Origin of the sequence: Pseudomonas sp. HMWF006, from assembly GCF_003061205.1 — a bacterium.
In the GTDB taxonomy this organism is placed as follows: domain Bacteria; phylum Pseudomonadota; class Gammaproteobacteria; order Pseudomonadales; family Pseudomonadaceae; genus Aquipseudomonas; species Aquipseudomonas monsensis.
Window position 1 is genome coordinate 4,754 of sequence record NZ_QAIU01000237.1, and the last position, 12,026, is coordinate 16,779.

The 12,026-nt window shown below is 61.5% G+C and carries 10 protein-coding genes, 1 tRNA gene and 1 pseudogene; 11 read left to right on the forward strand and 1 reads right to left on the reverse strand.

From position 1 onward, the window contains the following. From mutY to DBR24_RS09565, 9 genes and pseudogenes are all read left to right on the forward strand, one after another. Positions 1-991: A/G-specific adenine glycosylase (gene mutY / locus DBR24_RS09525; RefSeq protein WP_256591366.1), on the forward strand; the 991-nt coding region annotated here is incomplete at its 5' end. Beyond that, the gene (locus DBR24_RS09530) at positions 988-1,260 is read left to right on the forward strand and encodes an oxidative damage protection protein (protein ID WP_128614599.1); all 273 of its coding nucleotides are present in this window, start codon (positions 988-990) and stop codon (positions 1,258-1,260) included. The genes mutY and DBR24_RS09530, both read left to right, overlap by 4 nt. A gap of 103 nt (positions 1,261-1,363) precedes the next feature. Further along, positions 1,364-1,439, forward strand: a tRNA-Phe gene (locus DBR24_RS09535). A gap of 417 nt (positions 1,440-1,856) precedes the next feature. Then, positions 1,857-3,869 (forward strand): annotated as a pseudogene (gene sbnA, locus DBR24_RS09540) (2,3-diaminopropionate biosynthesis protein SbnA). Continuing rightward, positions 3,863-5,653: an FAD/NAD(P)-binding protein gene (locus tag DBR24_RS09545; protein WP_128614600.1), complete on the forward strand. Its 1,791-nt coding sequence runs from the start codon at positions 3,863-3,865 to the stop codon at positions 5,651-5,653. The pseudogene sbnA and the gene DBR24_RS09545 overlap by 7 nt, the downstream one beginning before the upstream one ends. Then, the gene (locus tag DBR24_RS09550) at positions 5,650-6,264 is read left to right on the forward strand and encodes a glutathione S-transferase family protein (protein WP_128614601.1); all 615 of its coding nucleotides are present in this window, start codon (positions 5,650-5,652) and stop codon (positions 6,262-6,264) included. The genes DBR24_RS09545 and DBR24_RS09550 overlap by 4 nt, the downstream gene beginning before the upstream one ends. Positions 6,265-6,281: 17 nt before the next feature. Further along, positions 6,282-7,706, forward strand: a complete 1,425-nt coding sequence (locus DBR24_RS09555) for a transporter (protein ID WP_123470631.1) — start codon at positions 6,282-6,284, stop codon at positions 7,704-7,706. Between the two features lie 29 nt (positions 7,707-7,735). Then, entirely contained in the window at positions 7,736-9,214 is a 1,479-nt protein-coding gene (locus DBR24_RS09560) for a PLP-dependent aminotransferase family protein (protein ID WP_128614602.1), read from the forward strand. 102 nt (positions 9,215-9,316) lie between these two features. Further along, positions 9,317-9,664, forward strand: coding sequence for a hypothetical protein (locus DBR24_RS09565; protein ID WP_128614603.1), 348 nt, complete (start codon positions 9,317-9,319; stop codon positions 9,662-9,664). On the opposite strand, the gene DBR24_RS09570 is transcribed toward DBR24_RS09565, so the two are convergent. Continuing rightward, complete coding sequence (locus DBR24_RS09570; protein ID WP_128614604.1) at positions 9,661-10,110, reverse strand: carboxypeptidase regulatory-like domain-containing protein; 450 nt, start codon at positions 10,108-10,110, stop codon at positions 9,661-9,663. The genes DBR24_RS09565 and DBR24_RS09570 overlap by 4 nt on opposite strands. 259 nt (positions 10,111-10,369) lie before the next feature. On the opposite strand from DBR24_RS09570, the gene DBR24_RS09575 reads away from it, so the two are divergent. Both DBR24_RS09575 and DBR24_RS31850 read left to right on the forward strand, forming a co-directional pair. Continuing rightward, positions 10,370-11,428: a YhcG family protein gene (locus tag DBR24_RS09575; RefSeq protein ID WP_128614605.1), complete on the forward strand. Its 1,059-nt coding sequence runs from the start codon at positions 10,370-10,372 to the stop codon at positions 11,426-11,428. A gap of 60 nt (positions 11,429-11,488) precedes the next feature. After that, on the forward strand, positions 11,489-12,026 hold a 538-nt coding region (locus tag DBR24_RS31850), incomplete at its 3' end, for an alpha/beta fold hydrolase (RefSeq protein WP_371921258.1).

Consider the following 12,026-nt stretch of genomic DNA (forward strand, 5'->3'; position numbering starts at 1 on the left):
AGGCATCAACCCATATCGGGTGTGGGTGTCGGAGATCATGTTGCAGCAGACTCAGGTCAGCACCGTGCTCAATTACTTCGACCGCTTCATGGCCGCGCTGCCGACGGTTCAAGCGCTGGCTGAAGCGCCCGAAGACGAAGTGCTGCACCTGTGGACCGGGCTGGGTTATTACACCCGCGCGCGCAATTTGCAGAAGACCGCGAAGATCGTTGTCAGCCAGTACGGGGGCGAGTTTCCCCGTGACGTCGAAAAGCTCACGGAGCTGCCGGGCATCGGCCTGTCCACCGCAGGCGCCATCGCCAGCATCAGCATGGGCCTGCGCGCGCCGATCCTCGACGGCAACGTCAAACGCGTTTTGGCGCGGTTTACCGCGCAAGAGGGTTACCCCGGCGAGCCGAAGGTTGCCAAACAGTTGTGGGCCACTGCCGAGCGCTTCACGCCGCACGACCGGGTCAACGCCTATACGCAGGCGATGATGGATCTGGGTGCGACGCTGTGCACCCGCAGCAAACCGAGCTGCCTGTTGTGTCCGCTGGAACGCGGCTGCGAAGCGCACATGCTCGGCCTCGAAACCCGCTACCCGATCCCCAAGCCGCGCAAGGCCATCCCGCAGAAGCGCACGCTGATGCCGATGCTCGCCAACGGCGACGGCGCGATTCTGCTTTACCGGCGCCCGTCCAGCGGTCTGTGGGGCGGTTTGTGGAGCCTGCCGGAACTCGATGATCTCGACGACCTGCAACATCTCGCCGATCAGCACGCGCTGACCATGGGCGAGCAGCAGGCGCTGCCGAGCCTTGTCCACATATTCAGCCATTTCCAGCTGGCCATCGAACCCTGGCTGGTCCAAGTGCAGGAGGCCAGCCACCACGTGGCCGAGGCCGACTGGCTCTGGTATAACCTCGCCACCCCGCCGCGCCTGGGCCTTGCCGCCCCGGTCAAAACCTTGCTCGAACGCGCGGCCGCCGTATTGAACGCAGGAGAGTCGTCATGACCCGCACCATCATGTGCCGCAAGTACAAAGAAGAATTGCCCGCCCTGGAGCGCGCTCCATTCCCGGGCGCCAAAGGCCAGGACATTTTTGATCACGTCTCCGCCAAGGCCTGGGCCGACTGGCAAAAACACCAGACCCTGTTGATCAACGAAAAACGCCTGAACATGATGAACGCCGAAGATCGCAAATATCTTCAGGGCGAAATGGACAAGTACTTCTCCGGCGAGGAATACGCCAAGGCTGAAGGCTACGTTCCGCCTACTGAGTAACCCCGCAAAATCGGGGGTCGGATCGTAAGCGACGGAATTAATTTAAGAAATTTTAAAAAAGTCGTTGACGTAAATCCGAAAAACCCTTTTAATGCGCCCCGTTGCCCAGATAGCTCAGTCGGTAGAGCAGGGGATTGAAAATCCCCGTGTCGGCGGTTCGATTCCGTCTCTGGGCACCAAATACCGAAAACCCTGAATCGCAAGATTCAGGGTTTTTTTATGCCTGCGATTCAGCCTCACCCCCCTCTTCGCCCCGTCAGCCCTCCGCTCTCGATACACCTCCGCTCCAGGCTGTACTGAAAAATACCCAAAATCTGTATCTCTCCCTGCATAGACCATTTCGCCACTATGGCGCCAAGCCTTGGCGAGCCAATGACTGGCTCTACTGTGCGCCCCGCAACACTCTGGGCTCCTGCGGCCCTCAGAGCGCAAAACCTGATTTTTTGAATAGATCGGCGTCCACCGAAAGGTCACTTCCTGTCCAGCTAAAAAATCTAAAAACACTCAACAGGCGAACGGCAATTACTGCTTTTCAAACATTCCAGGATGAATGCCGGGCCCCTGCGCGCCCGGCGAAAGAGCGAAACGGACGACGTATGATCAAGCAACTTATCAACGAAGAGAGTTACGTACAGATTGGCGATCTGTGCAGCGCAACGATCCAGCTGAAAATCGAAGGACTGAATCCTGCCGGCTCGATCAAGCTGAAAACCGCGCACGCACTGATTACCGACCTGGAAGTCAGGGGCCTGATTACCCATAAAACCCGTCTGGTCGAGTCGTCTTCAGGGAATCTGGGGGTCGCGCTGGCGATGGTCTGCGCGGCCAAGGGTTACAAGTTTGTCTGCGTGATCGACCCGAACATTTCCGCGCCGAACCGGAAACTGATCCATGCCCTCGGCGCCGAGATGATCATGGTCGATCAGCGCGACGAAAACGGCGGTTTCCTGAATTCGCGCATTCGCTTGATCGAGCAACTGGTGGCCGACAACGCCGACTACATCTGGCTCAATCAGTACAAGAACCCGACCAACCCCCTCGCCCACTATCAAGCGACGGCCCGGTCGATCGCGCGCAGGTTTCCACAAGTGGATTACCTGTTCGTCGGCGCCGGTACCACCGGCACGCTGATGGGCTGCAAAAACTACTTCGCCGAACACCACCCGCACACCAAGGTCATCGCCGTCGATACCGTCGGCTCGGTCACCTTCGGCCTGCCGGGTGGCCCGCGTCATATCCCGGGGCTCGGCACCAGCCGTCGCCCGGAGATTTTCGAACCGGCCGGCATCCACGACTTTCTGTCCATCCCTGAAGAACAGACGATCAAGGTCTGCCGCTGGCTGGCGCAGCGCTACGGCCTGCTCTTCGGCGGTTCGACCGGCACCGTCCTCGCCGGCGTGCAGCAGTGGGCGCCGCACATCCGCCCCGACGACGTCGTCGTGGCGATCTCACCCGACATGGGCGAGCGATACCTCGAAACCATCTACTCCGACGACTGGGTGACCCAGCGTCTCGGCGCTGCGGCGCTGCAACCTCTCTTCCCAGAACCCGCTCTGGCACTTTCGGCGTAAAACACAATGACGACTCAAACCTCGATTCAACCCTTCCATGTGGTGCCCGGCGCTGCGGTCAAGAACATCCTCAACGGCCTGCGCCAGGACGCTATCGAGCTGGTGGCGCAAACCTACCTGACCCACGAGCGTGGCGAGACGGTCAACCCCGACAGTTACTTCCTGCGCTTCCCCGAGCAGCCGGCGAACCGGATCATTGCCTTGCCGGCGGCGATCGTCGACAGCGAGGGCGATCAATCGGTCTCCGGGATCAAATGGATTGCCAGCTACCCCGACAACATCAAATCGGGGATTCCCCGCGCCTCTGCGGTGCTAATTCTCAACGATCCGGACACCGGCTATCCCTACGCCCTTCTTGAAGGCGCACTGATCAGCGCCGTGCGTACAGCAGCGTCGGCGGTGCTCGGCGCCTGGTGGCTCAATGGCCAGAACAAGCGTGCGCCAAGACTGTCGATCGTGGGTGGCGGGGTGATTGCGCGCAACATCCTCGAAACATTCATCAGCGACGACTGGTCGTTCGACCGTGTCGAAATTCACGACCTCAATACTGAATCGGCCGAAGCGCTGGCAGCGTTCGCTGAGCAGCTCGCGGTACCGCAAGTGCAGATCGTGCCGCTGGCCGACGCCCTGAGCGCCGACATCGTGGTGTTCGCGACCAGTGCCGGTGAGCCTTACGTCAAAGGCAACGGCACATTCCGTCCGGGGCAGATCGTGCTGAATATCTCGCTGCGGGATATCGGTGCGGAAATCATCGAAGAAAGTTACAACTACTTCGATGACGTGACCCACTGCCTGAAAGCCAATACCTCGCCGCATCTGGCCGAGCAGAAGTACGGCCATCGCGACTTCGTCACCGGCACCGTGGCGCAGCTGATTCGCGGCGACCTGCAGGTAAGCCGGGACAAACCGCTGATCTATTCGCCGTTCGGCATGGGCATTCTCGACCTGGCGATCGGCCGTATGGTCCACGACATCGCGGTCAAGGAAGGCCAGGCCGTTGCCATCCCGTCGTTTTTCGGGGAGGAGCGCAGATGGTGAAGGCGCCCCTGCACATCGGCCTGGTGGGTTGCGGCTCGCGCGGCCTGTCGATCTTCGAACGGCTGCTGAGCCTCAGCGAAACGCGCCCCGAGCAACCGGTGGTGCTCAATATCTTTGAGCCCAACGTGCACGGTTGCGGCGCGCACTGGCCCGATCAACCGGACTACCTGCTGCTCAACACCGTCGCCGGGCAACTGGGCGTGTTTCCCGATGCGGCAGCCTTTGGCGATCTGCCGCAGGCGCAAGCACGCTCGGGGCCGGACTTCCTGCAATGGTGCCGCGAGCAGAACCTCAAGGTCGATGCCGACAGCGGACTGCTGGCGAGTGAAGGCCGCGAGGTCCAGGCCCAGGACTTTCTGCCACGGCATCTGCTCGGCGCTTATCTGGCCGATGCCTTTACGCGCATTCTGGCGACCGCGCCGCAATGGGTCAGCGTGCGCCTGCATCACCAGGCCGTGACCGCCGTCGACTCGGTCGATGGCAAGCGCTACCGCCTGAAAACGCCAGCGGGGGCCGAAATCACGGTGGACCGACTGATCCTGACTGTCGGCCACACCGGTCGGGTGCAGGCCGCCGATCGCCAGCGCATCGGCAATATCTATCCGTTGCCGGGCAGCCTCGACCGCATCGAACCGGGCGAAAGCATTCTGCTCGAGGGCCTCGGGCTGGGCGCCATGGACACGCTGGCCGCCCTGACCGCCGGACGCGGCGGGCAATACACTCGCCGCGCCGACGCGAGCCACGTCTACCACCCTTCAGGCCAGGAGCCGGTGATTTACGTGCAGTCACGCGACGGCCTGCCCTTCCGCACGCGGCCCAATGGCCTGACCGACTGCCCACGCCATCAAGCCGTGCTCCTGACCCCGGCGCGCATCGACGCGCTGCGGGCCGACGCCAAGGACGGGCAACTGGACTTCGAGCAGGACATTCTGCCGCTCATGCTGGTGGAAATGCGTGCCGCCGCTGTCGCCGTGTTGCACGCTCAATCTGACGCCGAGCGGCATCGCGAAGTGCTGAGCCGCCTCAGGACGGTGAGCACGGCCGGGACCGCCGGTGTCGTCGCTTGCGAAGCGTTGCTGCGCGAATACGAAGCCGCCAGTGGCTCGATAGATCCACTGGCGCTGATCTGCCATGCGCTGCCCGCCAGTGTGACCGCGCACAACTATCACTCGTGGATCTATCACGCGCTCGAGGCCGACTTGCACGAGTCGCGAGTAGGACGCGGCGAATCGGCGATCAAGGCCGCCATCGAAGTCTGGCGCGATCTGCGTGACCGCTTGCGCCAGGCCGTCGATTTCGACGGCCTGACCGAGGCCTCGCATCGTCAGTTCTATGGCCGTTGGCACAAGGCGATCAACCGCCTCGTGGCCGGCCCGCAGAAGGAGCGCCACGCCGACCTGCTTGCCCTGTGCGATGCCGGTCTGCTGACCTTCCTCATGCCCGGCACCGCGCCAGCGACCGAGCATTACCGCCGCGTCGCCGGCTATGTACAGGGCAGCGGCGTGATCAACAGCGACTGCGCACCGGTGCGCGATCTCGCGCGCCTGGGGCTGATCCGCCCACGCACCGAAGAGGCAGGCATCGACGGCATCGACGTCGACGCCGCTTGCCACCCCAAATCAATCCGCGGCGAAGCGGTTCGCAACCTCTGGGTACTCGGGCCACTCGCCGAGGGCTCCTGCTACTACAACCACTACGTCACTTCGGCGGGTGCGCCTTCGCGCCTGTTCATGGACGCCCATCGAGCGGCCACGGCAATTCTTGAAGCAGGAACTCCAGCATGAAACTTTACTACCAGACGCATTCACCCTACGCCCGCAAAGTGCTGGTGCTTGCCCACGAACTGGGGATGGCTTCAAGCCTTGAGGTCATCCACCACGAGACCAGCCCGACCTCGCCAAACGCGACCATCTACAAGGCCAACCCCTTGGGCAAAGTGCCGGTGCTGATGCTGCCGGACGACACGGCGCTGTTTGACTCCATCGTGATTTGCGAATACCTCGACGACCTGAGCGACGGGCCGAAATTCATCCCGCCGAGCGGCCCCGAGCGCTACAAGGCGCTGCGTCTGCAGGCCCTGGCGCAAGGCATGTGCGATGTCGGCATCAAGCTGCGCTGGGAAGTCGAGCGCCGTCCGCAGGCCTTGCGTTACCCGGCCTATGCCGACGGCCAGGCCTACAAGCTCAAGGAGGCCTATCGCTTCATCGAGGAGCACATCGACCTCAATGGCCCGATCACCCTCGGCCACATCGCCCTGGCGACCGCCCTCGACTGGATCGCCTTTCGCGAGCTGTCGGACTTTAGCGCGCACCCGCGCCTGAACGAGTGGTATCAGACTTTTTGTGAGCGGGCGTCGATGCGGGCGACCGAGTACAGCGGGCAGACTCACGATTAAGTTAAGGAAAACTGTGTATGACTTCGCTCTTGTTGCAAATGTCGCCCATCGGCCTGGTAATCGCGCTGATTCTGGTGATCCGCCGGCCACCGGTGCAGGCCGCGCTGGCAGGCGCTGCGCTGGTGTTCGTGTTGTGGGGGCTGGGCGCTGCCGGGCCGTTTTCCTCGGCCATCACCTCGGCGATCTTTCAGGACACCGCCATTCTGTTTCTCAGCACCGCGTGCGTGATCGTGCCGGGGCTGGCGTTCGTCATTCTGGTCGAGCGCGGCGGTGCACCTCAGGCCATCGGCGCCTGGGTCAAGGAACTGGGCTGGACACCACCGGCGCAGGTCATTTTCATCGTCCTCGGCCTGGCACCGCTGCTTGAAGCCATGACCGGTTTCGGTGTTTCGCTGATCGCCACCGTGCCGTTGCTGATGGGCCTGTTCAGCCGCCAGGCAGGGATGAAAATCGCCCTGGCCGGGATGGTCATCATGCCGTGGGGCACCCTCGGCCTGGCGACGGTGATCGGTGGACTGCTGGCGCACTTGCCCGCGGAAACGCTCGGCAGCCACTCGGCCCTGATCAGTGCGCCGGTGTTCCTCTGCCTCGCCGCCATCGCCCTGTGGCAGGCCGGCATCCGCAGCGTGGCACCGTGGCTCGGGTTGCTGCTGGTGACGGCGCTGTTCATCGCCGTGCTGTACTCGATCAACCTGTGGGTCGGCCCGGAAGTCTCCGGCGTGCTGGCAGGGCTGACGGTCGCGTGCGTCGGCCTCGGCATCTCGTTCTCGCAGCGCGGCAAACTGGTGCGCTGGCCGAGTGCCGCCTGGCCGTATCTGGCCCTGCTCGGCGTCATCGTCGCGTCCCGTGCGGTGTTCGTGCTGTCCGGTTGGGATGCGCTGTGGATCATCAAGGGCGAGCATGTGTCGTGGAAACCCTTGGCATCGCCAGGACTGGCGCTGCTGATCGTCACCTTGTTGATGGCCAGCAAACAAAGCGCTGCTAACGGTTTCCCGTGGCGTGCTCTGTTCAACCGGGCGAAATTTCCGGTGACGACGATTTTCCTGTTCCTGCTGCTTTCCCAGGTGATGGTCAACGCCGGGTTTCTGGTCGAGGCGCAGCGCACCTTGCAATCGCTGTCGGGGATTTCCCTGGCACCAACCATAGCCTTGCTCGCGGGGATTGCCGGCTACGTCACCGGGTCCAACGTCGGTGGCAACACCCTCGTGATGCCGTCCATCGCAGCATTGACCAGTGAACACGGCGCGTGGCTCGCGGCGATGGTCAACAGCGCCGCCGGCCATGGTGCGCTGGGCTCGCTTTCGATTCTGTCGCTGATCACCGGGCTGGCAGGCGCCAACCGCCAGGAGGAACACAGCCTGATCCGCTTCGCCTTCGGACTGGTTGTGCTGAACATCGTCATTGTTGCTGCAACGGGGGTCGTTTTACTTTACTTTCTGTGAAGTGTTTCCAGAAATGACCAAGAGAACTTATGGACAGGTTTGATTTACCGGACAAGCGCTGGCGAATAGTCAAGGACTGGATCATTCGCCAGATCGACAGTGGTGACTGGGCAGCCGAATCGAAACTGCCGTCAATCCGCACCCTGGCGCGGATGTTTGAAACCAGTATCACCACCGTTCAACGCGCGCTGGCCGATCTGGAGGCCGATGCCTATGTGACAACGGTTGCGCGTGTCGGCTATTTCGTCTCGGCGTCCGGGCAGGCCAAACCGGCTGCCGGTTTCGATTTCTCCAGCGTCACCGTCAACGTCAACCATGCAGTCGTCGCGATGCTGTCCCAGGCGGCCTCGCGCACCACCGCATCGCTGAGCTCCGCGGTCCTGCACAGCGACCTCACGCCTCATGTACTGCTGAACAAGTGCCTCTCCGTGCTGGCCGCCAAGGCTGACAACTCGCTGACCGGGCTGGTTGCACCTCCCGGCCTGCCTGCATTACGTCGACGCATCGCCGGGCTGATGCTGACCCGTGGCGTCGTCTGCGGGCCGGACGATGTGCTCGTGACTTCCGGCGACACCATTGCCCTGGAACTGGCACTCGAAGCCGTCGCATCGCGAGGCGCGACGGTCGCCATCGAAACCCCGACCTATTACGGCATTCTGCAAACCATCGAGCGTCTGGGCATGCGCGCCTTGCCGATTCGCACCCACGGCCAGTCGGGCATCGATGTCGATCATCTCGAAGAAGCACTGAAACAGAAAAAGGTGTCGGTGATCTTTCTCAACCCGACCCTGCAAAATCCACGCGGTTTCATCATGCCCGACGAGACCCGTGCCCGATTGTCACAAGTCGCTCGCGAAGCCGATGTGCCGATTATCGAAGACGATATCTTTTTCGATCTGGTGCCCGAAGCAGAGCGCCCGCGCGCGATCAAGAGCTACGACAGCAGCGGCCAGACGATTTACTGCTCGTCCTTTTCGAAGACCATCGCCCCGGGTTATCGCGTCGGCTGGTGTGTGGCGGGCAAGTATCGGGAGGCCATCCTCGCGCAGATGTTTTCGCGCAACCTGGCGGTGTCCAGCCTTGCGCAAAATGTCCTCAACGAATTTATCGGCCGCGGCTACATGGAAGAACATTGCGCGCGGCTGCGGTCGCAACTGTCCTCGCTGGCCAACCATGTCGAAGGGCTGGTGCGCAGCGACTTTCCTGCGGGAACCGTCTACGTGCCGCCGCGTGGCGGGTTCATTCACTGGATCAAGCTGCCCGGGCACACCGACATGGCGGCACTGGAGCGGCTGGCCAGCGAGCGCGGTTGTCACGTTGCCGGCAGCGGGATCTTTTTCGCCGACGGGCATCCTTCCACAGGGCTGCGCATTTGCCTGGGCACCACGCTGTCGCCGGGGGTGATGCAGATTCTCGCGGTGATCGCCGAATGCGCGCATCTTGCCGGCGAGCAGCCGAGCGGGCGTCTGCCACTGGCTCAGGCACGCGAGGACACTGCGCTCTCCTGAGCCTGAGCGGCGGCACGTGTGATCTCGTCAATCTCAGTACCTTTCGATCAAACGCGATCCGCGCTACCTTGGCCGCCCCTTACGGAAGAGGGTCATCTGCTGATGAACCAGAAACGACGCCGCGTAGTCCTGCCTCACCCGCCACCCTATCGCGAAAGCCACCTGTCGAAGTGCCTGACGATCCTGTTCAGCGTGTTTCTGACAGGTCTCGGCGGGCTGCTGGCTTATCTGGTTATCGAGGGGCTGGTGCAAGGCTCCATCACCCTGATCAACCGCGGCGGGCCGGCCATGACCTACACCCTCGCAACCCAACCGCGCCTGTATTGGTTTCACATGGTCTGGCAGGGACTCTTCGCCCTGCTGCTTCTGGCCGCAGGGCCGGGATGGTACTGGATCACACGGCTATCCCGGCCTGCAGCCCCGGCAAAGCGCAAGGTCAAAACGCACTAGCTGTTGTCGTTCCAGTGGAACACCAGATTGCGCGCAGCAGCGCCGCCGACATCGGTGACATCGCGCCGGGTCTCGCCCTTACGCGTGGCCACCACGGTGTATTTGCCGGGTGGCAATTGCACATACACCAGCGGGCCGGTCTGACTGAGGGTCAGTACGGTTTGCCCCGGCGCCTTTTGAATCGTGACATCGACGTCGGCGGTGTACTCGTCCTGCGCACCGACGGCAAAGGTCATGTGCAGGTTGTAGCCTTGGGTCTGCTGTATGGCCTTCGCCTCATCTTCACCGATGCCGCCGGCCAGATAATGGATACCACTCTGTTGTTGCTGCTGAACCTGCACACCCGCGCTGTCGATGGGCTCGAGACTGGCGGCCTGCAACATCACCGGAAACAAAAGTGCAGCCAGCGCGGCGATGGGCAGCATGAATGGAAGAACGCGTTTCATGATGACGACTCCCGGGTTCCTGTAGAACCCAACCGTTACGCCTTTTAGATTTTGTGTATTCGTGGCTGTTTTAGATTGATTGGCACTTGGTACATGTACGAAAAGGACTACAGACCACTGCCATTCGACGAGGCTTTCAACTGCAACGTCCTGCAACAGCCGTCCCGTCTTCCTTCCGAGATCACCGTGTTGCCCGACATACCTGCGCGGCGACGCTTGGCATCCTTTTGCGTCTGTTTTCAACAATGCGGAAGATCCGATGAGCCAGCTGAAACCTGCTGACACGCAAGACCCGAAAGTCGATTCGTTGCTGGGGGAGTTGGGCGAACTGATTCGCCAGGCGCGGCAAAAAGTGCTGCGTGCCGTCGACACGATTCAAGTCCAGACCTGCTGGCAGATTGGCCGACATATTGTCGAATTCGAACAGCAAGGCGCGCAGCGGGCAGGCTATGGCAAGCAGTTGCTGGCCCTGTTGGCGAAGGATCTGACGGCGCAGTTCGGGAAGGGCTTTGATGATCGAAATCTGCGCTATATGCGCAGCTTTTATCAGTTGTTTCCAATTTGGAACACAGTGCGTTCCGAATTGAGCTGGAGCCACTATCGGCGGCTGTTACGGGTTGCAAATGAAAAAGCGCGCCATTGGTACATGGAAGAATGCGCCAACCTCAACTGGTCCAGCCGCGCCCTCGATCGCCAGATTCTCACGCTCTACTACGAGCGGCTTCTCATGAGTCCGGACAAGGCCGATGTGATTGAAGAAGCCTGCACCCACATCGCAGCAATGAAATGCACACCACGGGAATTCATTCGTGATCCGGTCATGCTCGAGTTTCTCGGTCTGCCCTCGGCGGGCAAGGTCAGGGAAAGTGGTCTTGAACAAGCCCTGATCGACCACCTGCAAGGCTTTCTTCTGGAGCTGGGCAAAGGCTTTTCCTTTGTCGCTCGCCAGCAACGCATCAGTACCGATGGCGTCGATCTGTATATCGACCTGGTGTTCTACAACTACCTGCTCAAATGCTTTGTGATCATCGACCTCAAACGCGGCAAGCTCAGCGCCCGCGATGTCGGACAGATGGACATGTATGTGCGCATGTACGACGAGCTCAAGCGCAGCGAGGGTGACAAGCCGACCGTCGGGATTATTCTGTGTGCCGAAAGCAGCGACTCCGTGGCGCGCTATTCAATGCTCAAGGGCAATGAGCAACTGTTTGCCAGCAGTTACAAGACGATACTGCCGAGTGAGGAAGAGTTACGCGCCGAACTCAATCGCGAACAGGCTTTGATCGAAGAACGCATGCTCACTCAATCCACTGAATAGAATTGTTCCCGCACGCTGTGCGGACTATCGTTGGCAACTTACCCGCCAAGGTCGAGCGTCATGAGCTGTCAGGACACGCCCGCGAGGCAACACAGTCAGCCAACGTCGCCGATTTCGACGGCAGAGCAAGGTGATCCCTTCAAGGAAACCGCCGCCGACGGCTTTGTACTTGGCGGTTTCACATGGCGTCAGGCGTTGCCTGATATCCAGCGCCCGGCGGTCATCATAAACGCGGCCACTTCGGTGCGCTGTCGCCACTACTCACGCTTCGCAGCCTATTTGTTCGGCAATGGGTTCGACGTGATCATCTACGACTACCGCGGCATCGGCGAATCACGGCCCGACTCGCTAAAAGGGCTGCAGGCGTCGTGGACCGATTGGGGCGCACTGGATTTCGAAGCGATGCTCATACGTGCGCAACGGGAATTCCCCGGGCAGCCAATCGACGTGGTCGGCCACAGTTTTGGCGGTTGCGCGGCGGGGCTGGGCGAATCCGGGCAGGTCATTCGTCGGTTGGTGACGGTCGGCGCGCAGTTCGCTTACTGGCGTGACTATGCGCCCGAGCAGCGCTGGCGGATGTTCGGCAAATGGCATCTGT

What these genes read in the sequence shown, in the direction of transcription:
- DBR24_RS09575 (WP_128614605.1), top strand. Translation starts at nt 10,370, where the DNA reads ATGAGCCAGCTGAAACCTGCTGACACGCAAGACCCGAAAGTCGATTCG.
- DBR24_RS09565 (WP_128614603.1), top strand. Translation starts at nt 9,317, where the DNA reads ATGAACCAGAAACGACGCCGCGTAGTCCTGCCTCACCCGCCACCCTAT.
- DBR24_RS09560 (WP_128614602.1), top strand. Translation starts at nt 7,736, where the DNA reads ATGGACAGGTTTGATTTACCGGACAAGCGCTGGCGAATAGTCAAGGAC.
- DBR24_RS09545 (WP_128614600.1), top strand. Translation starts at nt 3,863, where the DNA reads ATGGTGAAGGCGCCCCTGCACATCGGCCTGGTGGGTTGCGGCTCGCGC.
- DBR24_RS09570 (WP_128614604.1), bottom strand. Translation starts at nt 10,110, where the DNA reads ATGAAACGCGTTCTTCCATTCATGCTGCCCATCGCCGCGCTGGCTGCA.
- DBR24_RS09530 (WP_128614599.1), top strand. Translation starts at nt 988, where the DNA reads ATGACCCGCACCATCATGTGCCGCAAGTACAAAGAAGAATTGCCCGCC.
- DBR24_RS09550 (WP_128614601.1), top strand. Translation starts at nt 5,650, where the DNA reads ATGAAACTTTACTACCAGACGCATTCACCCTACGCCCGCAAAGTGCTG.
- DBR24_RS09555 (WP_123470631.1), top strand. Translation starts at nt 6,282, where the DNA reads ATGACTTCGCTCTTGTTGCAAATGTCGCCCATCGGCCTGGTAATCGCG.